Consider the following 22,834-nt stretch of genomic DNA (forward strand, 5'->3'; position numbering starts at 1 on the left):
GTGCCAGAATGCGTGTTAGAAGGGGGTAGGGGGGCGTCTAGCCGCATGTTTGATTCACGCGCGTTTCCCACGTCATGGCTGCAGAGTCGCTACGACTTGATCGTTGGCTTGGGGGCGCTCTGCGTGTTGTTGCAGCAAATTACGGTGGACTACCAAAGCCAGCTTTCTGGCTTAACTATCAAAGGCTCCTTGATCCATCTGCATATGGCCCTGTTGTTTGCGGTGGCCATGCTGGCGCGCGAGCGTCGTATCTTTACGCTGGTGATGATCATCACCGCCGCCGCGTGGATACTTCCACGCTTCATAAGAGATGGGGCCGATGATTTCTTGATGCTCACATGGAGCGTTGTGATGTGGGCGCTGTCGTGGGCGTGGATATTGTGGTGCGCCCATTTGGCAGGCTGGCCGCGCGCTTCGGGAGACAATCACTTTACCCGGCGTGATCTCGTGCCGTTTGCGTTCTATGGGCTATTTTTATATCCGCTAGGGGCGGCGCTATTAAGCAGCAGCATCGTGTTATTAACCAGCCCTGCGCAGGCGCTGAACTCGGCGTTTCAAGCGTTTTTTGCGAAACAGTTTGGCGTTACTGTGTTGGTGCTTCCATTGGTTGTGGCTTGGGGTGAGCGTGGCCGTCAGCGCTGGCAAAAACCGCTGCAATCGCACGATATCGGCATCTTTGTACTGCTGCTACTCGGCTTGGCACTGAGCCTGTGGGCGACATGGCGTATTCGCGGCGGGTTTGGCATTCAGGCTGGTGGTTTCAGCAGTGTGGTGATGGATTACCGCTTCGCCCTACTCGCAGCACTGCTGTGGTGTGTACTGCGCCTGCCGACTACGGTGGCGATGGTGTTCCTCAGCCTTACATTATTTGCATTGGTGAATGCCAGTGCGGGTGCGGCATCGCAATCGAATACGATGCTGGGCTTTATCAATATGGTGCACATCACATTAGAAACCAGCGTGCTGCTGATGACGATGTGCTACTTGTGGGTGCTTAGCAGGGATCGTAGAGAGTTATCGAGGCGTCTGGCCGCAGAAACGCTACGCGATACCGTGACAGGTTTGCCTAACCTCAAGGCGCTAAGGCGCTATGCCAATGAGCAGCCATTGCAGCGTCACGAGCTTGGGTATCTGCTGCTTGATCAAACCGACACATTGCTAGGTAGTTTCGGGCTAGAAGCGCAGGCGGCTGCGATGCGAACAGTGGCCGCGCAATTGAAGTCGTTGGTGCGTGTGTATTACGTGGGGGCTGGGCATTTTGTTCTACTGCCACATGCCAAAGCAGGTGATGATGTTTGGGATCGCCTTGTGGCGCAGGTCGAGCAGACCGAGCTGCGTGTTGGGGGGCAGACGGTACGGCTGCTGCCCTATTTGGGTGTGGCCGCGCTTCCAGATGGTGCAACGCCGGTGGATACTGCGCTTCTATCTGCATCATCATTGGCCTATGAAGCGCGCCACTTTAGCGAGGTTCGGCCGCGCTACAGCACACAAGACGATGGCTTGGTGCGTGAAGATCGCCGGCAGCAGTTACAAGATGCCGCTGAAGCCTTGGCTTGTTTACGAAACGAACGGGTAGAGTTGTATTTTCAGCCTATTCGGCACTCGAATCACACAGAGACCGCTCGCCGCAGTGTAACGGGCGAAGTGCTGTGCCGACTGCGTAATGAACACGGTGAGCTCTTATCACCGGCGCGGTTCATTCCTGCCATTGAGCAATCGGGGCGCGGCACCGAACTGGATCTGGCGGTGCTGCGGGCATTATTTGCTTTGCTGCGTCGTTATCCGCGTGCGCTTCCGCACTGCCGTCATGTTGCGGTGAATCTAACCGGGCAAAGCTTGGCATCGACTAGTTTTCAGGTAGAGCTCCGCACATTGTTGGCCGACTCGCCACTGCCGCTTTCAGCGCTGTGTTTTGAAATAACCGAGACAGCAGCAATTTCGAGCACGAGCGCAGCCAATCAATTGCTCGAAGACCTGCGTGGCAAGGGCTGCCGTATTGCGATCGACGATTTTGGTGTGGGCATGCAGAGCTTCTCGCGGTTGAAAGAATTGCCGGTTGATATCATCAAGATTGACGGTTCTTTTGTGCGTAATGTCACCCAGCGCGGGCGCGATTACGCGCTGGTGCAAGCCTCGGTTGCCGTGGCAAAAGCATTCGGTACGGAAACCGTTGCGGAGTACGTGGAAAACGAAGCAACGGCAAATTGCCTGCGTGGGATGGGTGTGGATTGGTTGCAGAGCTATCTGTATTCACCACCGGTACCGTTCGTGCAGGTGTTGGCAGGTGCTTCTGAGCGTTCTGGAATGGTGGCAAGTATCCATTAGCGGCGTGCGCGATACGGCGGTGTGGCCATCACCATTTCGGTGAGTGAATACGCGAGCTCACGTTCGGCAAGTACAGCGGCGTCGGCGCCGTGTTCCAGTAGATGCTTCACCTGTGTCTCGCTATGCGCACGCGCCAATACGCTGATCGTCGGGTTGATTGCTTTTAACCGTTCGATAGTTTCACCTGCTTCCAGCGCTTGAGGCATTGCGAAGACGGCAAGTTTGGCGCGCTGTGGTGCAGCCTCTAGCATGACACGCTCGTTGGCGACGTTGCCGCGTACCGTTGTGAGGCCGCTGTCTCGTGCGGCTTTGACGCGGTCTGCATCGCTTTCCACAACAACCACAGGGACGCCGCGCGCTTGCAGCAGGTGCGCCAACTGGCGCCCGACGCGGCCATAGCCAACAACGATGGTGTGATCGCTGCAGGTAACGGGGTCAGAGTCAGGCTCTGCTTCACGTTTGGCAATAATCTTGGCATCTTGCTTGGCCTGCCAGCGGTCTAGAACCATAAACAGGACGGGATTGAGCATGATCGTAATGAGCGCACCCGCCAAGACGAGATCGTGTCCATCTTTCGGCAGGATATTGAGCGACAGCCCCAGCCCGGCAATGATGAAGGCAAATTCACCGATCTGCGCCAAACTGGTGGAGATCGTTAGTGCAGTGGTGTTGGGATGGCCGAATAATCGCACGATGGCATAAGCTGCGATCGATTTCCCAAATAAAATAATCAGCGTGGTGGCGAGCAGCTGCAAGGGATGGTTGACCACGATGCTGGGGTCAAACAGCATGCCGACGGAGACGAAGAACAGCACCGCAAACGCATCGCGCATGGGGAGTGAATCATTCGCAGCTTGATGGCTGAACTCAGATTCGTTAAGTAGCATGCCAGCGAAGAACGCGCCCAGTGCAAAGCTAACGCCGAATAGTTCGGCGGAAGTGAACGCGACGCCCATTGCAATAGAGAGTACGGCTAGGGTAAATAATTCGCGTGACCCCGTCCCGGCAATGCGCTCGAGTACCCACGGGATGGCCTTGCGACCAATGATGAGCATGAACGCGACAAAGGCCGCCACTTTTCCGAAGGTCAGCGCCAGTGCTTTGATGACTGTCGTACTGCTTACAGATTCAGCATTGCCGCCAAGCGCACCTGCGAGTGCGGGAATGAGAACAAGGGCTACGACGCAGGCGAGGTCTTCAACGATCAGCCAGCCCACCGCAATTTTCCCGCGACGAGTGTCCAGTAGGCGGCGCTCTTCCATTGCTCGCAGAAGTACAACGGTGCTGGCGGTGGCCAGTGAGAACCCAAAAATGATCCCTTCAATATGTCGCCATCCCATGAGCTCGGCCAATCCCCAGCCCAATAACGTCGCAACGGCGGTTTGAGCGATGGCTCCGGGAATCGCAATGTTTTTAACCGACATCAAATCGCGTAGGGAAAAGTGCAGCCCAACGCCGAACATCAGCAAGATCACACCGATCTCAGCTAGCTGCGGAGCAAGCTCAGGGTCACCAACAAAGCCTGGCGTGTATGGGCCGGCAACAATCCCTGCGACCAAATACCCGACTAGCGGTGATAGTCGCAAGCGATTGGCAAGAGCACCAAACGCAAATGCAAGCACAAAACCGTAGACGAGGATGGCAATGAGGGAGGTGTGATGGGGCATGGAGGCCTTACGCTTGGGCTGGTTGGATCATCGTATGGGAATCATGCGCTCGTTGAGCAAAAACGCCTCGGGGTGAGCCGAGGCGTTGGAGGTGCAGGATAGCCTTATTTACATTACCACTTGAAGCTCACGCGACCATAGTAGTACGCGCCGTTAAAGCCAAATGGAGACTGCAGACTGTAAGGCATCATGCCAAACGTGGAGTTCGGGTAGATGGTCTTTTCTGGATATTGATCCAGCGCGTTGTCGGCACCTACCGTGATTGCCCAACCCGCCGCCGGGCGGAAGCTGGCAGAGACATCCAGCGTCCACTTCGCGCCGAAGACTTGGTCTTGTGCCGGGTTGCTGGCGTGGCGGGTGGTGAACTCACCGTAGCGGGTGGCGCCGACGTTGAAGTCCCAACGATCCAGCGTCCACGCGGCGGTGAAGGCGAGCTTGTCGCGCGGGAAGCCTTCTTCAATACGGCCACGCTCATCGCGGCCCATACGCTCCAAATTGGCTCCAAGGGCATCGAGTGCCGCCGGGTTGGGGGCGATACGGGTCACATCGGTCTTGTTGTAGTTGTAGCTCGCCGTGAGGTTGAGGTTGCTGGCCTGCAGCGGCACGTTCCACGTACCCACGATATCAACGCCCTGCGTGCGGGTGTCGATGGCGTTATTGAAGTAACGCACGCTGGTGACGCCGGTGATGCCAAGGCTAGCCAACAGTGCCTGCGCTGCCGCGTTGTTGGTGATGTTCATATTCGACGACAGCACGATGCGGTCATCGATATTGATTTGATACGCATCTACGGTGATATACACGCGTTCTGCGGGTTGCAGCACAAGGCCTAAGCTGTACGACAGCGAAGTTTCTGCCTGTAGCGGATCAGCACCCAGCGCTTGTGCCGCTGCGCCTGCGGCCGGGAAGGTACCTGCCTCGGTGGCCACACCATTGTTGATGTTGGTGGTGACCGCTTGATAATGCTGCTGCGCCAACGACGGTGCACGGAAACCACTAGAGACGGTACCACGCAGGGCGACGGTATCGGTGAACGCATAGCGGCCAGATAGCTTGCCGGAGAATTGGTTGCCGAAGTCCGAGTAGTCTTCGTAACGGCCAGCAATACCGCCGGAGAATTTATCGGTGAGGTCGGCTTCTAGCCCAGCGTAGAGCGCGTAGTTGTGGCGATCGTAGCTACCGGCGTTGCGCGGTGTAAAGCCCGCAAAGCCCTGCGCACCCGAGCCAAAATACGAGTTGGGTTCACCCGCGCCTTGCTTCCACGTTTCTTGACGATATTCCGCGCCTACCGAGAACGTGGCGGGGTATTCCAGCCCAATATTGACGGGCTTGGAGAAGTCGGCGTTGAACACCTGTTGGGTGTATTCCAGCGAGCCGTCGTAGAAGCTGGTGGGGCTGGTGGCACCTAGCGCGTAGTTGATGGTGTTCTGGGTGCGGAAATCCAGCGTGTTATTGCCGTAGTCGTAGCTGATGTCCCAGCTCCAATCACCTGCGCTGGTGCCCTTTGCGCCCAGCACGAAGCTGCGATCACGCGAGTATTGGTTGATTTCCGGAACATAACCATTCGGATAGATCTGCGCCAGCAGCGCGCCTTGGCCTCTGTGGTTTTTGGAGCGATAGAACGCGAACGAATCAATGTCGCGATTGCTGCCAATGAACGTGGCATAGAGCTGCGCGTTATCGGCAATTTTGAAACTGGCGTTGGCCGATAACGCGGTGGCATCGACATTGGGGTCGCCCAGAATAAATGCCTTTTCGCCCACGCCGGGGAAGTTGTCGGTATTCGGTGCGCTGCCTTGGTAAGCACCCGAGCGGTTGGTGATGTCTTGGTGGCCTACCTGCGCCGCAAGGTGCACGCTGCCCGCATCGCCACCGAAGGACAGGCCTGCATCACCCGCTAGCTGCCATTGCGCACCGTCGCCTGCGTCGTATTGGCCCGCGCTTGCGGCAATGCTGCCGCCGCTGCCGGAGCCCTTCAGCACAAGGTTGACCACGCCAGCAATCGCGTCTGAGCCGTATTGTGCGGAAGCGCCGTCGCGCAGCACTTCTACGCGTTCAATCGCGTTGACGGGAATGGTATTGAGGTCCACCGCCGACGAGCCACGGCCAATGGTGCCGTTGACGTTAACCAACGCGGAAATGTGCTGGCGTTTGCCATTGACCAAGATCAACACTTGATCCGGTGCAAGCCCGCGCAGCTGCGCGGGGCGCACGCCGCTGGTGCCATCGGCCATCGCCGGGCGCGGGAAGTTGAGCGAAGGCAGGGCGCGCGCCAGCGCAGTGGCCAGCTCAGTGGTGCCAGTGGCTTCGAGGACGTCTGGGGTAATGATGTCGATCGGCGACTGTGATTCGGCCACGGTGCGGTCGGCCACGCGGGTGCCGGTCACAATAAGCGTATCCAGTGTGCGGGCTTCTTTATCCGCCGGCTTGTCGGCTTGTTGGGCAAGCACGTGGGGGCTGGCGAGTAGCGCGGCGAGAGCAAAAGCCAGTGGGGAGAGCTTGGGCATCGCGTTATCCTCTTGTTTTAGTAATGATTTTCACTATATTTAACACGAAGTTAACTGCATAACAATCGCTGGAAAGGCATGGCAACATGCGTTACGGTATGTTCTTTGTGCGAATCAGCCATCATTTGGACGTGGTTCGAGCGCTTGCCGTAGAATGCACGCCTCATGATTTCCTTCCGCAATTTCGCCCTCCGCCGCGGCGAACGTCTCCTGCTGTCCAATGTCGATCTGGCGCTGCACGCCGGTTATCGCGTGGGCGTGATCGGCCGCAATGGCGCCGGCAAGTCTTCCTTGTTCGCCGCGCTGATGGGCGAAGTCGAGCCCGACAAGGGCGACATTGATTTGCCCGGCAAGGCGCGCATCGCCAGCGTCGCTCAGGAAACCCCGCACCTGCCCGATCCCGCCATCGACTTCGTGTTGTCCGGCGACGCCGCCGTGCACGCGGCGATCCAGATGGAGGCCAATGCCTTCGCCGCCGAGGACTGGGAAGCGGTGGCCGAGGCCCACCAGAAACTGGAAGAGGTGAACGGCTACGACGGCACCGCCCGCGCCGGCCGCCTGCTGCACGGGCTGGGCTTCCCTGCCGAAGTGCATGAAAAAGCCGTCGCCGATTTCTCCGGCGGCTGGCGGGTGCGGCTGAACGTGGCGCGCGCGCTGATGACGCCGTCGGATCTGCTGCTGCTGGACGAACCCACCAACCACTTGGATTTGGATGCGGTGGTGTGGCTGGAGGAATGGCTGAAGCGCTACGACGGCACCCTGTTGGTGATTTCGCACGACCGCGAATTCCTCGACAACGTCACCACCCACATCCTGCACCTGCACGACGGCACCGCCAAGCTGTACGTCGGCAACTACACCGCGTTCGAGCGCCAGCGCGCCGAGCACCTGCGCCAGCAGCAGATCGCGCACGACAAGGAACAGGCCGAGCGCGCCCACCTGCAGAGCTTCATCGACCGCTTCAAGGCCAAGGCCAGCAAGGCGCGCCAGGCACAGAGCCGCATGAAGCGGCTGGCCAAGCTGTCCGGCACCGAGGCGGTGCGGGTCGAACGCGGCATCAGCATCCAGCTGCCGGCGCCGCTGCGGCTGCCGAACTCGTTGCTGTCGCTGCGCGATGCCGACTGCGGCTACGGCGCGGATGCCACCATCCTGCGCAGCGTCGGCTTCGGGCTGGAAGCCGGCGACCGCATCGGTCTGCTCGGCGTCAACGGCGCCGGTAAATCGACCCTGGTGAAAACGTTGGTGGGCGAGCTGGCGCCGCTGTCCGGCGAGCGCATGGCGCATCCGGACCTGCGCATCGGCTATTTCGCCCAGCACACGGTGGAGTCACTGGTGGCCGGTACCTCGCCGATCGACCACCTGAAGGAGCTTGCGCCGAACACCGCCACCCAGGAGTTCCGCAATTTCCTTGGCGGCTGGCAGTTCCCCGGCGATCGCGCGTTCGAAGTGATCGACAATTTCTCCGGTGGCGAGAAGGCGCGGCTGGCGCTGGCGCTGCTGGCCTGGAACAAGCCCAACCTGCTGCTGCTGGATGAGCCCACCAACCACCTCGATCTGGAAATGCGCGAGGCGCTGGCCGAGGCGCTGTCCGATTTCGATGGTGCGATCGTGATGGTTAGCCACGACCGTCATTTGATCGGCTTGGTTTGCGATGAGTACTGGCGCGTGCACGACGGCGTCGTTGAGCCGTTCGATGGTGATCTCGACGACTACGCCGCTTGGTTGCGTTCGCGCCCAGGTAGCGACAACCCCAAGACCCCTGTGCCGAAGAAAGCGTTGGAAGTCGAAAAGCCCGCACCCGCGCCTACTGTGGTCAAGCCCAAAATCAATCCGCACAAGCTGCAGAAGGCAGAAGAGCGCGTTGCGCGGCTGGAAGGCAAGTTGGCGGAGTACAATACGCAGATGACTGATCCAGCGGTGTACTCCGACGCCGGCAAGGTGGCCGATCTTGGTCGCCAACAGTTGCAGTTGCGCACGGAGCTGGAACAGGCAGAAGCGGAATTGTTGGCGCTGTACGAAGGCTAAAAGCTCGCCTATGTGGGGCAGGTTCGAGTAGGCTGCACCGATGAGCCGAGAACTCGTCTATCTGTTGCTGATTTTTGGTCTCCTAGTGATTCCGCGTGCGCTGCAGCGGTTCAATATTCCTGCACCCATTACCTGCCTGCTCTTTGGCTTGGTGGCGATGTTGGGGCTAGGGGGCAAGGTGCATGACCCTGTCATTACGATGCTGTCGATGCTGGGGATTTCCTCGCTATTTTTATTTGCTGGGTTAGAGGTGGATCTGCGCGTGCTGCGCAAACACCTGCATCCACTTGTAGTTCACCTGCTGATTCGCCTTTTTAATTTGATCTGGGTGGGCTATGCCGGGTGGTATTTCTTTGGCCTTGGTTGGCAGGCGGCGGCGCTCTTGGCGTTGGCGTTGCTAACACCTTCAACCGGTTTTATTTTAGATACGTTGGAGCGCTTGGGGTTGAGCGAGCACGAGCGGTTTTGGGTGACCAATAAAGCCATTGCCGGGGAACTGTTGGCGCTGGTGGCGCTGTTCTTCGTGCTGCAAGCAGGAGATCCGTTGCTGCTGGTTGTTTCATCTGCGGAAATGCTGGCGCTGATGACACTGCTGCCACTGCTCTACCTTGCGTTTGGTCGCTGGGTGGTGCCACACGCGCCGGGATCGGAGTTCTCACTACTGGTGATGGTGGGGTTTGTGGCGGCGTTTGTGACGTACAAGCTTGGCGTGTATTACTTGGTCGGGGCGTTTATCGCGGGGCTTGTTGCGCGCTTATTGCGCGAGCGTCTTCCGAAGATGGCGTCAGAAACCAATATCCATGCGTTGCGGCTGTTTGCCACGTTTTTCGTGCCGTTTTATTTCTTCCATGCGGGCACACAAATTTCACGTGATGCACTTAGTCTGAAAGCGCTCGGGCTTGGGTTGCTGCTCACTCTGATCATGGTGCCGCTGCGCCTTGGCATGGAATGGTTGCAGCGCCGTGTGCTGTTTCCGCAGGAGCAAAAGCAGAGTACGTTCCGCGTCTCGCTCGCAATGACCCCAACACTGGTATTCACGCTGGTGCTGGCAGAGATCATGCATTCCCGTTTTGGGGTGTCTGGGGTGCTGGCCGGGGCGCTAGTGCTTTACACCACGCTCAATACGCTGCTGCCGTCGTTTGTGTTGCGCGTTCCGTTTGATGTGGCCGATGCGGGCGATGCGCATACTGAAAAGGGGCATATTGAAAACGCTGAAACCGCCCCCAAATTGCAACCATAGCGCTCACTTATTCGTACTGCCATGCCGATTTACGCTTTCGCCTGCACTGCTTGTGGGCATCATTTCGATCGCTTGCAAAAGCTCGCTGCGGCCGACCCGGACACGTGCCCGAACTGCGGCAAGCAAGGGTGTGTACACCGCCAACTCACCGCGCCGCAATTCCGCCTAGCCGGTGGCGGCTGGTACGAGACCGACTTCAAAAAAGACGGTGAAAAGAAGCACAACCTTGCGGGTGATGCGGCGAAACCCGCGGCACCGGCCTCCGCTCCCGAGAGTAAGCCTGCCACGAGCGAGTGACGCCTGCGAACCGAGGCTTGCATCGGCTAAAATAAGCTTTCCACCGGCGTTGCGCCGGTTTTGCCTTGCATCGCTTTCGGAGTGTTCATGCGTACCCATTTTTGCGGCCTGATCGACGAGTCTTTGATCGGCCAAACTGTCACCCTCTGCGGCTGGGCCGATGTCGCCCGCAACATGGGCCATTTCGTGTTCATCGACCTGCGCGACCACGAAGGCATCGTGCAGGTGGTGGCCGAGCCGGTCGACGCGGCGGGCAATGCCGAGGTCATGGCCAGCGCTGCCAAGGTGGGCTACGAGGACTGCCTGCGGATCACCGGTACGGTGCGCGCGCGGCAGTCGGTGAACGACAAGATCCCGACCGGCAAGGTCGAGATCGTGGCCGAGAAGATCGAGCTGCTCAACAAGGCCGAGCCGCTGCCGTTCCACCACCACGAAAACCCGGGTGAAGACGTCCGCCTGAAGTACCGCTATCTGGACCTGCGCAGCCCGGACATGCAGCGCAAGATGCGCACCCGCACCAAGCTGGTGAGCGCGCTGCGGCATTATCTGGATGCACGCGGATTCCAGGACATCGAAACCCCGATCCTGACCAAGGCCACCCCGGAAGGCGCACGCGACTTCCTGGTCCCGGCGCGCATGCACCCGGGCGAGTTCTACGCCCTGCCGCAGAGCCCGCAGCTGTTCAAGCAGATCCTGATGATGGCGGGCTTCGACCGCTATTACCAAATCGCGCGCTGCTTCCGCGACGAGGCCCTACGCGCCGACCGCCAGCTGGAATTCACCCAGCTCGACATGGAATTCGCGTGGGTGGAAGAGCGCGATGTGCAGGACCTCACCGAAGACATGGTGCGCCATGTGTTCCGCGAGGTGGTCGGGGTCGAATTGGCCGCCGAGTTCCCGCGCATGCCCTATGCCGAGGCGATGCGTCGCTTTGGCTCCGACAAGCCGGACCTGCGCATCGCGCTAGAACTGGTGGACGTGGCTGAGCTGGTCAAGGACTGCGAATTCGCGGTGTTTTCCGCTGCGGCCAATGACGCCGACGGCCGCGTGGCCGCGCTGCGCATCCCCGGCGGCGCTGCGTTGTCGCGTAAGCAGATCGACGAGTACGCTGCGCACGCTGCCAAGTTCGGCGCCAAGGGCCTGGCCTACGCCAAGCTCGACGAGACCGGTGCGGTCAACTCGCCGGTGGCCAAGTTCTTCAGCGAAGCCACCTTCGCCGCATTGCTGGGGCACGTTGGCGCTGAAAACGGCGACATCGTGTTCTTCGGCGCCGGTGCCTACAACAAGGTGTCCGACTTCATGGGCGCGGTGCGGCTGAAGGCCGGCAAGGATTTCAACCTGATCAGCGAGGGCTGGGCGCCGCTGTGGGTGACCGACTTCCCGATGTTCGAATGGGATGCGGAAGAAGGCCGCTTTGTCGCCCTGCATCACCCCTTCACCGCGCCGGCGGTGGATTCCATCGACGACCTGCGCGCGCATGCCAAGACGGCGGTCAGCCGCGGCTACGACATGGTGCTCAACGGTAATGAAATTGGCGGCGGTTCGATCCGCATCCACAATTCGCAGATGCAGTCGGCGGTGTTCGAGCTGCTGGGCATCGGCGAGGAAGAGCAGCGCGGCAAGTTCGGCTTCCTGCTGGACGCGCTGAAGTACGGCGCGCCGCCGCACGGCGGCATCGCCTTCGGCATCGACCGCATCGCTGCGCTGATGGCCGGCACCGAGTCGATCCGCGACGTCATCGCCTTCCCCAAGACCACCAGCGCGCAGTGCCTGATGACCGATGCGCCGTCGCCGATCGCCGACGCGCAGCTGGCGGAAGTGCATGTGCAGGTGCGGGCCAAGGACTGATGGCTGCCGCCGGGGACTGCTACCCGACGCGTGCGAACATCCTGTTCGACGCGTCGCCGCAGGCCATCCATGGCCTGCTTTCCGCAGTGCCCCGACGCCATCCATCGTGGGAGTGATGGGGTGAAAGCAAACATCCGTCGCGCCACACCTACCGATGCCGCTACGCTGGCAGAGCTTGGCGCGACCACGTTTATTGAGTCATTCGGGCATCTCTATATCGCCCAAGATTTGCAGACGTTTTTAGAGGAACATCACAGCGAAGCGGCGTATGCCAAGGCGTTGGAAAACCCCAGCTACGCGCTGTGGCTCGCAGAACAAAACGGGCGGGCGATTGGTTACGCGCAGGCAGCCGAGCAGTGCACGTTGCCGCATGCTGATATACAGCAAGGGGATGGCGAGATTAAGCGGCTTTACTTGCGCGCCGATGCACAAAACAGCGGAGTGGGGCGCGCATTGATGGACATTGCAATGGCGTGGCTACTGCAGCATGGGCCGCGCACGTTGTGGGTAAGCGTGTACTCAGAAAATGTAGGTGCGCAAAGGTTTTATCAGCGCTATGGGTTTGCATTCGCGGGCGAGTACCACTTCATTGTGGGCGATCAACACGATCGCGAATTTATTTACAGGCGCAGCGCATCTTAATGGGCAAAGTGCAGCCGGATGTATTGTTGGTACACGGCCTGCTCAATGCCAGTTGGTGGCTATGGCCGATGGCGCGGCTACTGCGTCAGCAGGGCTTCACGCCACAGCTATTTGGCTACTCCAGTATCTTTGAGAATCCAAACGTCGCGGTTGCTCAGCTTCAGCAACAGCTAGAAAAAACGCCGGTGCGCTATGTATTGGGGCATAGCCTTGGTGGGCTAATTGCACTGGAGGCGCTGCGGCAAAAACCGACGTTACCCGCAGAGCGCGTGGTATGCCTTGGCTCGCCACTGCGAGGAAGTCGCACGGCCGCTGCGTTGGCCACTCATCCTGTGTTGAAATCGGCCTTGGGGTGCAGCGCGCACTTGCTTAAAGAAGGTGTGGCAAGTTGGAGCGGTGCAGCGAGTGTGGGGGTGGTGGCAGGCGATTTAGCGCGCGGGATGGGGCGCGTGTTCGCTGACTTTTCGGAAGCCTCAGATGGAACGGTCGCTGTTTCAGAAACACAGCTACCTGGAATTGCCGATCACTGTTTGGTACACGCAAGCCATACCGGTCTGGTGCTTTCACAAGCAGCAGCAAACCAAGCAGCGCATTTTATGCGCCACGGGCAATTTGAAAGGTGAAATGAATTAGTCGTTGTCTTCTGGAATATCGTGAAGCGCAGGAAGCGGCTCGCGACTGCCGTCCATCATGCCGCGACTCAGCTTGTCGCCTTCAATAAAGAGCAATTGCCCGGCCTTGCCGCGCTTGATGCCGCTGTCGATAGCGATCACCTTGCCGTCGTGAAAACTGGCCACTTCACCCATCGTGGTATGGCCCACCACAATGCGCGATAGGCCTAGTTTTTTCACCAGCGCTTGAACATCTTCGGTACTTAGATCGCCGTTGAAATAGCCGCGATACCAAATTGGGCTGCGCTTTCCATCATATAGGCGGCGGGTTTTGGTGCCTTCTTTCACCTGTTTTTTAGGTAGCCCAATCGACGCATCGTAAGCCGCATTGGTTGCATCGAGCTTGGTAACAAGGTCTAGGTTTTCTGGTGCAATGCCGCCATGAAGAAAAAGCGTATCGCCAATTTTGAGCATCACCGGGCGGGTGCGCAGCCAGCGGCCTAATACTGTGTTTTTTCCGTAGAGCGCGGCATAGGGCATGCCCAGTTGCTTGGCCACGGTGATGTATTTGTCGTTCACGTAGCGAGTGTCTTCGTACAGCACCATCGTTTCATGGTTGCCGAGCAGGAACTGCACGGCGCCACCGGCGGCGCTGGCTTCCTGTTGCAGCTGGAATAACTGCCAAAATGTCTCTGTTACTTGCGGGCCGCGATCAAAAACATCGCCGGTAATCACCAGTGTGTCGTGGCCTGCATTCCAATGCCCATCGGGGGTGATAATTTTATTTGCGCGCAGTAGCGTCATCATCACGCCGTATTGGCCGTGGATATCAGAGAGCGCGATGATGCGTGCACCGGAAGCTAGCCGTGCCTGCGAGGCTAAAAACCGTTTAGGCGGGGCGCTAGGAAGATGGATAGGCGCTTGAAATCCGCAGATCGGCGCAACCGTTACTGGCTTGGAAATAGAGAACTCACGGCGCACCGTTTTGCCATCGCAGACCCAGACGGCTTCTAGATTGGCGTTGTGAAGGAAGATATAGGGGCCGTCATCGACTGCAGCAGTGTCTTGCAAAGAAAGCGATGCCGCAGGAGCTGGGCCGAAGCAAGCAAGCGCAGCAACTAGAGCGCCGATGCGGATGAAAAGGTGCGACATGGTCGTTACTCCGTAAATTCCGGCATGCGGTACTTGGAAAGCGTATTCTAAAGAGTCGCCGTATAATTGGCGCTTCGAATTTTCCCCGGATAATCCTATGGGACGTGGCCCCTCCATTGCCGCCCGCAAGGGCGCACAAGATGCACAGCGCGGTAAAATTTTTACCAAAGTCATTCGCGAAATTTCGGTAGCGGCACGCGCCGGTGGAGGCGACCCGCATAGCAATCCGCGTCTGCGTTCGGCCATTGATAAAGGCCTGTCGGCCAATATGACCAAAGACGTGATCGAGCGCGCCATCAAGAAGGCCACGGGCGAACTGGAAGGCGTGGTGTATGAAGAAATTCGTTACGAGGGCTACGGTGCGGGTGGTGTGGCGGTGATCGTGGATTGCCTTACCGATAACCGCGTGCGCACCGTGTCGGACGTGCGTCATGCGTTCACCAAATTCCACGGCAACCTAGGCACCGAAGGCTCGGTGGCGTTTATGTTCAAGAAGCTCGGTGTGCTGAGCTACGACGCCGGAGCCAATGAAGACGCCATCACTGAAGCCGCGATCGAAGCTGGTGCCGATGACGTGGTGGTGTATCCCGAAGACGGCGCAATCGATGTGTTAACCACGCCCGACACCTTTGCCGAAGTCAAAGCCGCACTGGAAGCCGCCGGCCTTGCGCCGGGCTTTGCCGAAATCACCATGCGCGCCGATAACGACAGCAAGGTAGAGGGGGAAGTGGCTGAGCAGGTGCAGAAGTTGCTGCACTGGCTGGAAGATATGGATGACGTGCAAAACGTCTACTCCAACGCCGAAGGACTGGGCTGATCTCGGTCGATCGAGAGCAGGCCGCGCCATGACGCAGCCCATTATTGCCACCATGCAGAAGTCTGCGCCGATTCGGGTGCTGGGGATCGACCCCGGCTCCCAGCGTACCGGTGTGGGCATTATTGACGTATTGGCCGACGGGCGCACGCAGCATGTTCATCACCAGCCGCTGGTGTTGTTGGGGGAGGAAAGCTTCCCACTGCGCCTGCGCAAATTGCTCGATGGGCTGTGGGCGTTGATCGAGCAATATCAGCCGGATGAAGTGGCCGTGGAGCAGGTGTTCTTATCCAATAATGCGATGAGCGCGCTCAAACTTGGGCAGGCCCGTGGCGCTGCGGTAGCGGCCTGCGTGGCACGTGATTTACCCGTGAGTGAATATGCCGCCAAAGAGATCAAACTGGCCTTGGTGGGCAGTGGCGGTGCAGATAAAGCGCAAGTGCAGCATATGGTTGGCGCAATGCTGGGGCTTTCTGGCAAGCTGCAAGCCGATGCTGCCGACGCGTTAGCGGTGGCCATTACCCATGCGCACGTACGCGCCAGCGCGCAGCGCTTGGGTGTGGCTGAGCGCTTGGCCTGGGGGCGAAAAGGTAGGGGGCGGAGATGATTGGGCGTTTGAAAGGTGTGCTGATCCACAAGGCGCCACCGTGGTTGGTAGTGGATGTGCATGGCGTGGGTTATGAGTTGGAAGCGCCGATGAGCACGTTTTACGACCTGCCCGAACTTGGGCGGGAAGTATTCCTGTTTACTCACTACACGCAAAAAGAAGATTCCGTCGCGCTGTATGGCTTCCTACGTGAAGCCGAGCGCCGCTTGTTTCGCGATGTGCAAAAAGTATCAGGCATTGGCGCCAAAATCGCGTTGGCGGTTCTATCGGGTGTTAGCGTCGATGAGTTTGCGCGTTTGCTGCAAACCTCAGATATCACCGCACTAACGCGTATTCCCGGGATCGGTAAAAAAACCGCGGAGCGCATGGTGGTGGAACTGCGTGACCGCGCCGCTACATTGGGTAGTGGGGCTGTATCAGGCGCGGTAGCACTACCCGGTGATCCTGTTTCAGAAGCCATTACCGCCCTGCAGGCGCTGGGCTACAAGCCTGCAGAAGCCGAGCGGATGGCAAAAAAAGCGGCCAGCGATGGCGACGACGTGCCCACCATTATTCGCAAAGCGCTACAGTCTGCGCTGCGCTAAGAGTTGCCTATGAAAAATGACAGTACCACCGTGGCCGCACACAGCCATGCCAGTCATCCTGCCGGCTTGGCTTTGGTCATCGGTGCCATTGGCGTAGTGTTTGGTGACATCGGTACCAGCCCGCTCTACACCTTGAAAGAAGCGTTCTCGCCGCACTACGGCTTGCAAAACGACCATAACACTGTGCTTGGCGTGCTGTCGCTGGCATTTTGGGCGCTGAATATCGTGGTGACACTTAAATACGTCACGATCATCATGCGCGCCGATAACGATGGTGAAGGCGGCATCATGGCGTTGATGGCGCTGGTGCAGCGCACCCTGCGCAATGGTTCACGCTCGGCCTATATCGTGGGGATTTTAGGAATCTTTGGCGCATCGCTATTTTTTGGCGACGGTGTCATTACCCCGGCGATCACCGTGATGGGCGCGGTGGAAGGGCTGGAGGTTGCTGCGCCCGGGCTCGACGCATTTATCGTGCCAATTACCCTTGTTGTGCTCGCTGCGCTATTTGCGGCGCAGCGGTTTGGTACGGCGCGGGTAGGTAAAGTGTTTGGCCCGGTGATGTGCTTGTGGTTTATCGCGCTGGCGGCCATTGGTGCGTGGAATGTGATCGAAGCGCCTGAGGTGTTGAAAGCGCTCAATCCGTGGTGGGGAATGCGTTTCTTCACCGAACACGGCTGGCACGGCATTTTCATTTTTGGTGCGGTGGTGCTGGCGGTGACCGGTGGTGAAGCTCTGTATGCCGATATGGGGCATTTCGGCGCGCCACCGATCCGGCACGGTTGGTACTTCTTCGTGCTGCCCTGTTTGATGTTGAACTATCTTGGTCAAGGTGCGGTGGTGTTGTTGCGCCCGGATGCCGTGGCAAACCCATTCTTTGAAGCGGTTCCCGGTTGGGCGCTGTATCCCATGATCGTGCTGGCCACGATGGCGGCGGTCATTGCTTCGCAATCGGTAATTACCGGGGCCTATTCGGTATCGCGTCAGGCCATGCAGCTGGGCTATATCCCGCGGATGCGGATCAAGCACACCTCACACGACACCATCGGGCAAATCTATATTCCTGCCATCAACTGGGGGTTGGCGGCTTTGGTATTTGGGTTGGTTCTGGCCTTCCGAAGCTCGTCGAACTTGGCCGTTGCCTATGGCATTTCAGTATCCGCCACGATGTTGATCGACACCTTGCTGCTGGCCCTGATCGCACGCACTCTGTGGCCGCGTATGCGTTACTGGATTCTGGCACTTTGCGCTGTTTTCTTGGTGCTGGATATTTGTTTTGTGGTGGCCAATGGCACCAAGCTCATGCAAGGGGCATGGTTCCCGGTGGCACTGGGAATTGTGTTGTTTACCATGATGCGCACTTGGCGGCGCGGCCGCGAGTTGCTGCGTGAAGAAACCAGTAAGGAAGGTATCAAGCTGGACGTGTTCTTGCCCGGCTTGATGCTGGCCCCGCCAGTGCGGGTGCCGGGCACCGCTGTGTTCCTAACGGCCAGCCCAAGCGTTACCCCGCATGCGCTGCTGCATAACCTGAAACACAATAAAGTGCTGCACGAACGCAATGTGTTTTTGACGGTAGAAACGCTGAATATCCCATATGCGCCAGTAGAGCGTCGGTTGAAAATAGAGTCGATCGGAGGAGACGACTTTTACCGTGCCACGGTGCGCTATGGGTTTATGGAAACGCCCGATGTGCCAGTGGCATTGATGCGCAGCTGTGATCAGTGCGACCTCACCTTCAACCCGATGGATACCACCTATTTCGTAAGCCGCGAAAGCATTGTGGCGGGCCGCCGTCGCGGCATGCCGATTTGGCGCGACAAATTATTCGCCTTCATGCACCGCAACGCGGCGACGGCAACCAATTTTTTCCGCATCCCCGGCAATCGCTTGGTTGAATTGGGTGCGCAGGTAGAAATTTAATCCTGCGGCGCTTCTGTCAAGCGCCAGGTACCGCGGCCAGCGGCCTTGGCCTGATAAAGTGCGCCATCGGCAAGCTGTAGTAGCAGCTCCGCATCGGCACTGCCAATGGCGTTTCTGCCAATGCCAATACTGGTGCTGATCTTGAATGTGACCTCCCTGAAGGTCACAGGTTCGGTCATGGTAGTGATGAGTTTTTGTGCAATAACTTCCAAGTTATGCGAGGAGGTGATGTCTTCGACAAGAATGGCGAACTCATCCCCGCCCAGCCGAACGGTTAAATCCACCGCGCGCGTACACTGGCGCATGCGCTGGGCAAAAATTTGCAGTGCGTAGTCGCCGGCGGCGTGGCCGTAGCTATCGTTGATGTTCTTGAAAAAATCCACATCGCAATACAGCAGGCCAACACTGCTGCGGTTGCGTTTGGCGCGCGCAAGTGCAAGTGTCATGCGCTCTTCAAAGAGCAGCCGGTTGGCTAGGCCCGTGAGTGGATCGCGGCGCGCCTGTTGCTCCAAGGCTTGCTCGGCTTCGATACGTGAGGTGACGTCGCGCCCCGAGTACACCACGGCAAAATGCCCGTTTTCTTCAGGCACACTTTGAAGATTGGCGGCCAGCCAGACGTAGTGACCTTGCTTATGGCGGCAGCGATACACGGCGCTCGCTGCGCCGCCGTGCGCGTAAAGAGGGGAGATGGCGTCTTGCAAAACCGCGACATCTTCCGGGTGAACCAGCTCCCAGCGGATACGTTCAAATTCCTCAGCACTCCAGCCCAGCATCTCGGTGACGGAAGGGGAGATGTAGTCGAGTGAGCGCGCAGGCCCGATGCGAAGGATAAGGTCACGGGAGTGCTCGGCAAGCATGCGGTACTGCTGCTCGCTGCGCTTGAGTGCATGGTTCAAAATGCGGCGCTGAGTCAACACCGATGCGGCGGGGAAGGCCACCATGCAGCACGATAAAAGATAAAGCTGCAGGGTATGCGTGCGCGATACTTCGCTGGTGACATTAAGCCCGTGCGCAAACGGACCTTGGCCTGCAGCAGTGGCGGTGGTGGCAATCAACGCGATAAGCGCAATGGCAGGAACAAAGCCACTAAATCGATGGCGCAGCACGCTCACTATCAATAAAGGGAGGAGTGCAAATGAGATAGGGAGAGGGAGTTTGAAAAAAACCAGCCATGTGCAAAGTGCAATCAATAGTTGAGTGACCACCAACTCTGCGCGCCGCTTGGGCGGGCCAAAGATGCGCCAGCCTTCAATTCTTGAAACGACAGTAAGGGTGCTGAAGATGATTAGCCCGATGACATGGGAGGCGTACCACGTCTCAAAGAGAATCCAAAACGAAGTTGGGCTTGATAAAAACAGATGCCGCGCAGATGCGGCAATAAGGGCGGGCGCTAGGCAGGCAAGGAAGGTTGCACCAGCAGCGATTCGTATTGTCCGTTTGATCGATGCAAGCTGCGCAACATCTGGTGCGTACTTGGTAATGAAGTAAGCCGCGCACCACGCATCCAAAAGATTACAAAGGCTAAAGAGTAGACTGACGGCAGCCCCTCGCTGCAGGTAGGTGTTGACGGCAAAAAAAGCAACGAATGCGCAAGCGAGAAAAATTGGCCATTGCTTCTTCGGTGCGGTGAGCAGTGCGCCCAGTAAAATGCCGCCGGGTACCCAGAGCATTGAGAATTCAGCAGGGCCAGCTGCAAAACGAATCGACCACCAGCCACTCACTGCGATAAGTAGAGTAAACGCGGCTAATGCTGGAAGCTGTAGTTGCCTCACTTCCTCGATTTTGCTTGCAGTCCCCATTCTGTTACTCGCGCTGGCCGCTAGGTTTCACAATAGAGCTTTGTTGATCAAAAGAAAATGCAGGCCGCAAGTTGTGGCGTTCGTGTGGCAGTGGGTGATAATGACACGATGACCGACTCCCGCCTCATTGCCCCCGCTGAAACCCGTGACGACGCCGCGCTGGAAGCCAGCATTCGCCCGAAGTCGTTGTCCGAATACCTCGGCCAACAGCCGGTGCGCGAGCAGATGCAGATCTACATCGAGGCCGCCAAGGGCCGCGGCGAGGCGCTGGATCATGTGCTGATCTTCGGCCCGCCGGGCCTCGGCAAGACCACGCTGTCGCACGTCATCGCCAACGAGCTGGGGGTCAACCTGCGGGTGACGTCCGGGCCGGTAATCGAGAAAGCAGGCGATCTTGCCGCGCTGCTCACCAACCTGCAGCCGCATGACGTGCTGTTTGTCGATGAGATCCATCGGCTGTCGCCGGTGGTGGAGGAAATCCTCTACCCGGCGATGGAAGATTGTCAGATCGATATCATGATCGGCGAAGGCCCGGCCGCGCGCTCGATCAAGCTCGACCTGCCGCCGTTCACTCTGATCGGCGCCACCACCCGCGCCGGTCTGCTCACCGCGCCGCTACGCGATCGCTTCGGCATCGTGCAGCGGCTGGAGTTCTATTCGGCCGAGGAACTGGCCCGCATCGTGCGGCGCTCGGCGCAGATCCTCGGCATTGCCTGCGACGCCGACGGCGCGGCCGAGCTGGCGCGGCGTTCGCGCGGCACCCCGCGCATCGCCAACCGGCTGCTGCGGCGGGTGCGCGACTACGCGCAAGTGAAGGGCAATGGCACGATCGATGCGGGCATCGCGCGTGCGGCGATGGACATGCTGAAGGTCGATCCAGAAGGCTTCGATGAGCTGGACCGGCGCATGCTGGGCATTATCATCGACGCCTTCGATGGTGGCCCGGTCGGGGTGGAATCACTCGCAGCGGCACTCTCAGAAGAGCGCGGTACGCTGGAAGACGTGATCGAACCCTATCTGATCCAGCAAGGCTTCCTAGTGCGCACCGCGCGCGGGCGCATGGCCACGTCTAAAGCGTACCGTCACCTTGGCTTCAAGCCCAAAGCAGGCCCGGGTCCATTGTTCGAGAACGCAGATGGCTGACTGTTTTTCACTTCCCGTACGCATCTATTGGGAAGATACCGACGCCGGTGGCGTGGTTTATCATGCGCAGTACCTTGCCTTCATGGAGCGCGCGCGCACCGAATGGCTGCGCGGATTGGGCCTGCATCAAGAAGCCTTGAAGCATGAGGCCGACCTCGTTTTCGTGGTGCGGGCCATGGAAGTGGATTTCCGCAGCCCGGCGCGGCTGGACGATCAGCTTTCGGTCAGCGTGCGCCTGCTTGAATGTCGAGGGGCTAGCCTGCTACTGACACAGCGGGTTGAACGCAACGGTGTGTTACTGGTTGAAGCGAACGTAAAAATTGCGGCTCTGCGCGCTTCCAATTTTCGCCCACGTGCGTTACCTGAATTTTTACTGCCACAACTTAAATCTCTGGTGGAGACTGTTTGATGTTTGTTTCAACCCTGCTGCAATCCTTGCCAGAGGCGCTGCCTGAAAGTGGCACCGCGACAACCGTTGAACTGGCCAATAACGCGGCGCCGGCGGCGGCCGTTCATGGCGACCAAGGCCTCAATATTCTGCAGCTCGTGCTGCACGCCAGTTTGCCGGTGCAATTGGTGATGAGCCTGTTACTGCTGGCTTCGCTGGCGTCGTGGGTCATTATTCTGCGCAAAAAGCGGGTGTTAGACCGCGCCGAGCAAGAGGCCGATCGTTTCGAAGAAGCGTTTTGGTCGGGCACCGAACTTTCCAAGCTGTATGCTGCGGCCACCGAGCGCAACCGTCAGGTGGAAGGGCTAGAGGCGATTTTTGAAGCCGGGATGCGCGAGTTCAACCGCCTGCGCCAGCGCCGCGGGGTGGACGCGCGTATGCCGCTGGAAGGCGCGCAGCGCGGCATGCGTGCGGCAGGCTCGCGTGAGCTGGACGGGCTGGAACGCAACCTCGAATTTCTTGCCAACGTCGGTTCGATCAGCCCCTATGTGGGTCTGTTTGGCACCGTCTGGGGCATCATGATTTCCTTCCAAGGCCTTGCCAGCATGAAGGAAGCCACCATCGCCACGGTGGCGCCGGGCATCTCGGAGGCGCTGGTGGCCACGGCTATGGGCCTGTTCGCGGCGATCCCGGCGGTGTGGGCGTATAACCGCTTCGCCACCCGCGCCGAGCGTATGGCGGTGCGTTATGAAACCTTCGGCGAAGAGTTCTCCTCTATCCTGCAGCGCCAAACCAGCGGCGACGAGTAAGCCAGATGGCCACTCTTTCCGTACGCAGGCGGCGTAAACGCAAGCTGCAGTCCGACATCAACGTGGTGCCCTACATCGACGTGATGCTGGTGCTGCTCATCATCTTTATGGTCACCGCGCCGCTACTCAACGTGGGCGTGGACGTCAACCTGCCACAAGCCGATGCCAAGTCGCTGGAGCAAAATAAAAAGCAGCCGGTGGTGGTGCAGGTGAATAAAGACGGCGCGCTGGCGATCACCTACGAAGGCGTAGATCGCCCGCAGCGCGTGAACGAAGCCGAGCTGGTGGCCAAGGTGCGCGCCTTTGTCGAGGCCGACCCCAATGTGCCGGTCTATGTGGCAGGCGACCGCGACGTGAGCTATCAAACTGTTTATGCCGTGCTTTCACTGCTGCAGCGTGATGCCAAAGTACCGCGTGCGGGTTTGATGGGCGCGCCGGTACAGTCCGGGCAGTAAT

19 protein-coding genes are annotated in these 22,834 nt (G+C 58.8%); 15 read left to right on the forward strand and 4 right to left on the reverse strand.

Features of this window, described 5'->3' with window-relative positions; all coding sequences use genetic code 11:
• Positions 1-45 precede the first annotated feature (45 nt).
• Positions 46-2,325 (forward strand): bifunctional diguanylate cyclase/phosphodiesterase, encoded by a 2,280-nt coding sequence (locus KUL77_RS10675; protein ID WP_297146845.1) that lies wholly within the window; start codon positions 46-48, stop codon positions 2,323-2,325.
• Here KUL77_RS10675 and ybaL read toward each other — a convergent pair.
• Positions 2,322-3,992, reverse strand: coding sequence for a YbaL family putative K(+) efflux transporter (gene ybaL / locus KUL77_RS10680; RefSeq protein WP_297146847.1), 1,671 nt, complete (start codon positions 3,990-3,992; stop codon positions 2,322-2,324). The genes KUL77_RS10675 and ybaL overlap by 4 nt on opposite strands.
• A 113-nt stretch (positions 3,993-4,105) precedes the next feature.
• Positions 4,106-6,499, reverse strand: a complete 2,394-nt coding sequence (locus KUL77_RS10685) for a TonB-dependent receptor (protein ID WP_297146850.1) — start codon at positions 6,497-6,499, stop codon at positions 4,106-4,108.
• 165 nt (positions 6,500-6,664) lie between these two features.
• On the opposite strand from KUL77_RS10685, the gene KUL77_RS10690 reads away from it, so the two are divergent.
• From KUL77_RS10690 to KUL77_RS10715, 6 genes are all read left to right on the forward strand, one after another.
• A complete protein-coding gene (locus KUL77_RS10690) occupies positions 6,665-8,524 on the forward strand; it encodes an ATP-binding cassette domain-containing protein (RefSeq protein WP_297146851.1) in 1,860 nt (619 codons plus the stop codon).
• A gap of 40 nt (positions 8,525-8,564) precedes the next feature.
• On the forward strand, positions 8,565-9,764 hold the full coding sequence (locus KUL77_RS10695) for a cation:proton antiporter (RefSeq protein ID WP_297146854.1): 1,200 nt from the start codon (positions 8,565-8,567) through the stop codon (positions 9,762-9,764).
• A 21-nt stretch (positions 9,765-9,785) separates the two neighbouring features.
• The gene (locus KUL77_RS10700; RefSeq protein ID WP_297146857.1) at positions 9,786-10,061 is read left to right on the forward strand and encodes a zinc ribbon domain-containing protein; all 276 of its coding nucleotides are present in this window, start codon (positions 9,786-9,788) and stop codon (positions 10,059-10,061) included.
• A gap of 87 nt (positions 10,062-10,148) precedes the next feature.
• Positions 10,149-11,909, forward strand: a complete 1,761-nt coding sequence (aspS, locus tag KUL77_RS10705) for an aspartate--tRNA ligase (RefSeq protein WP_297146860.1) — start codon at positions 10,149-10,151, stop codon at positions 11,907-11,909.
• A 120-nt stretch (positions 11,910-12,029) separates the two neighbouring features.
• Positions 12,030-12,551 (forward strand): GNAT family N-acetyltransferase, encoded by a 522-nt coding sequence (locus KUL77_RS10710; protein WP_297146863.1) that lies wholly within the window; start codon positions 12,030-12,032, stop codon positions 12,549-12,551.
• Positions 12,551-13,174 (forward strand): alpha/beta fold hydrolase, encoded by a 624-nt coding sequence (locus KUL77_RS10715; RefSeq protein WP_297146866.1) that lies wholly within the window; start codon positions 12,551-12,553, stop codon positions 13,172-13,174. Before KUL77_RS10710 ends, KUL77_RS10715 begins: the two co-directional genes overlap by 1 nt.
• A 6-nt stretch (positions 13,175-13,180) precedes the next feature.
• Here the strand turns inward: KUL77_RS10715 and KUL77_RS10720 are convergent, their stop codons facing one another.
• Complete coding sequence (locus KUL77_RS10720; RefSeq protein ID WP_297146869.1) at positions 13,181-14,314, reverse strand: metallophosphoesterase; 1,134 nt, start codon at positions 14,312-14,314, stop codon at positions 13,181-13,183.
• 97 nt (positions 14,315-14,411) lie between these two features.
• Between KUL77_RS10720 and KUL77_RS10725 the strand changes: the two genes are divergently transcribed.
• From KUL77_RS10725 to KUL77_RS10740, 4 genes are read left to right on the forward strand one after another with little or no spacing between them, the layout of a single operon-like run.
• Positions 14,412-15,131 carry a YebC/PmpR family DNA-binding transcriptional regulator gene (locus tag KUL77_RS10725; RefSeq protein ID WP_297146872.1) on the forward strand — a complete coding sequence of 240 codons (720 nt, stop codon included), beginning with the start codon at positions 14,412-14,414 and terminating at the stop codon, positions 15,129-15,131.
• A 52-nt stretch (positions 15,132-15,183) separates the two neighbouring features.
• Positions 15,184-15,735: a crossover junction endodeoxyribonuclease RuvC gene (gene ruvC / locus KUL77_RS10730; protein ID WP_297146948.1), complete on the forward strand. Its 552-nt coding sequence runs from the start codon at positions 15,184-15,186 to the stop codon at positions 15,733-15,735.
• Positions 15,732-16,319, forward strand: coding sequence for a Holliday junction branch migration protein RuvA (gene ruvA / locus KUL77_RS10735; protein WP_297146875.1), 588 nt, complete (start codon positions 15,732-15,734; stop codon positions 16,317-16,319). Before ruvC ends, ruvA begins: the two co-directional genes overlap by 4 nt.
• A gap of 9 nt (positions 16,320-16,328) precedes the next feature.
• On the forward strand, positions 16,329-18,239 hold the full coding sequence (locus tag KUL77_RS10740; RefSeq protein WP_297146877.1) for a potassium transporter Kup: 1,911 nt from the start codon (positions 16,329-16,331) through the stop codon (positions 18,237-18,239).
• Here the strand turns inward: KUL77_RS10740 and KUL77_RS10745 are convergent.
• Positions 18,236-20,011 carry a sensor domain-containing diguanylate cyclase gene (locus tag KUL77_RS10745; protein ID WP_297146881.1) on the reverse strand — a complete coding sequence of 592 codons (1,776 nt, stop codon included), beginning with the start codon at positions 20,009-20,011 and terminating at the stop codon, positions 18,236-18,238. The two genes, KUL77_RS10740 and KUL77_RS10745, sit on opposite strands and share 4 nt — an antisense overlap.
• A gap of 135 nt (positions 20,012-20,146) precedes the next feature.
• On the opposite strand from KUL77_RS10745, the gene ruvB reads away from it, so the two are divergent.
• Genes ruvB through tolR form a run of 4 tightly spaced genes read left to right on the forward strand, consistent with a single transcriptional unit; the run spans position 20,147 to position 22,833 of the window.
• Entirely contained in the window at positions 20,147-21,181 is a 1,035-nt protein-coding gene (gene ruvB, locus KUL77_RS10750; RefSeq protein WP_297146951.1) for a Holliday junction branch migration DNA helicase RuvB, read from the forward strand.
• Entirely contained in the window at positions 21,174-21,590 is a 417-nt protein-coding gene (gene ybgC, locus KUL77_RS10755; RefSeq protein ID WP_297146884.1) for a tol-pal system-associated acyl-CoA thioesterase, read from the forward strand. Before ruvB ends, ybgC begins: the two co-directional genes overlap by 8 nt.
• A complete protein-coding gene (gene tolQ, locus KUL77_RS10760) occupies positions 21,590-22,378 on the forward strand; it encodes a protein TolQ (RefSeq protein ID WP_297146887.1) in 789 nt (262 codons plus the stop codon). The genes ybgC and tolQ overlap by 1 nt, the downstream gene beginning before the upstream one ends.
• Before the next feature lie 5 nt (positions 22,379-22,383).
• Positions 22,384-22,833 carry a protein TolR gene (tolR, locus tag KUL77_RS10765; protein WP_297146888.1) on the forward strand — a complete coding sequence of 150 codons (450 nt, stop codon included), beginning with the start codon at positions 22,384-22,386 and terminating at the stop codon, positions 22,831-22,833.
• Position 22,834 lies beyond the last annotated feature (1 nt).

Source organism: Thermomonas sp. (assembly GCF_019104945.1).
Classification (GTDB): Bacteria; Pseudomonadota; Gammaproteobacteria; order Xanthomonadales; family Xanthomonadaceae; genus Thermomonas.

What these genes read in the sequence shown, in the direction of transcription:
- KUL77_RS10675 (WP_297146845.1), top strand. Translation starts at nt 46, where the DNA reads ATGTTTGATTCACGCGCGTTTCCCACGTCATGGCTGCAGAGTCGCTAC.
- ybaL (WP_297146847.1), bottom strand. Translation starts at nt 3,992, where the DNA reads ATGCCCCATCACACCTCCCTCATTGCCATCCTCGTCTACGGTTTTGTG.
- KUL77_RS10685 (WP_297146850.1), bottom strand. Translation starts at nt 6,499, where the DNA reads ATGCCCAAGCTCTCCCCACTGGCTTTTGCTCTCGCCGCGCTACTCGCC.
- KUL77_RS10690 (WP_297146851.1), top strand. Translation starts at nt 6,665, where the DNA reads ATGATTTCCTTCCGCAATTTCGCCCTCCGCCGCGGCGAACGTCTCCTG.
- KUL77_RS10695 (WP_297146854.1), top strand. Translation starts at nt 8,565, where the DNA reads ATGAGCCGAGAACTCGTCTATCTGTTGCTGATTTTTGGTCTCCTAGTG.
- KUL77_RS10700 (WP_297146857.1), top strand. Translation starts at nt 9,786, where the DNA reads ATGCCGATTTACGCTTTCGCCTGCACTGCTTGTGGGCATCATTTCGAT.
- aspS (WP_297146860.1), top strand. Translation starts at nt 10,149, where the DNA reads ATGCGTACCCATTTTTGCGGCCTGATCGACGAGTCTTTGATCGGCCAA.
- KUL77_RS10715 (WP_297146866.1), top strand. Translation starts at nt 12,551, where the DNA reads ATGGGCAAAGTGCAGCCGGATGTATTGTTGGTACACGGCCTGCTCAAT.
- KUL77_RS10720 (WP_297146869.1), bottom strand. Translation starts at nt 14,314, where the DNA reads ATGTCGCACCTTTTCATCCGCATCGGCGCTCTAGTTGCTGCGCTTGCT.
- KUL77_RS10725 (WP_297146872.1), top strand. Translation starts at nt 14,412, where the DNA reads ATGGGACGTGGCCCCTCCATTGCCGCCCGCAAGGGCGCACAAGATGCA.
- ruvC (WP_297146948.1), top strand. Translation starts at nt 15,184, where the DNA reads ATGCAGAAGTCTGCGCCGATTCGGGTGCTGGGGATCGACCCCGGCTCC.
- ruvA (WP_297146875.1), top strand. Translation starts at nt 15,732, where the DNA reads ATGATTGGGCGTTTGAAAGGTGTGCTGATCCACAAGGCGCCACCGTGG.
- KUL77_RS10740 (WP_297146877.1), top strand. Translation starts at nt 16,329, where the DNA reads ATGAAAAATGACAGTACCACCGTGGCCGCACACAGCCATGCCAGTCAT.
- ruvB (WP_297146951.1), top strand. Translation starts at nt 20,147, where the DNA reads ATGACCGACTCCCGCCTCATTGCCCCCGCTGAAACCCGTGACGACGCC.
- ybgC (WP_297146884.1), top strand. Translation starts at nt 21,174, where the DNA reads ATGGCTGACTGTTTTTCACTTCCCGTACGCATCTATTGGGAAGATACC.
- tolQ (WP_297146887.1), top strand. Translation starts at nt 21,590, where the DNA reads ATGTTTGTTTCAACCCTGCTGCAATCCTTGCCAGAGGCGCTGCCTGAA.
- tolR (WP_297146888.1), top strand. Translation starts at nt 22,384, where the DNA reads ATGGCCACTCTTTCCGTACGCAGGCGGCGTAAACGCAAGCTGCAGTCC.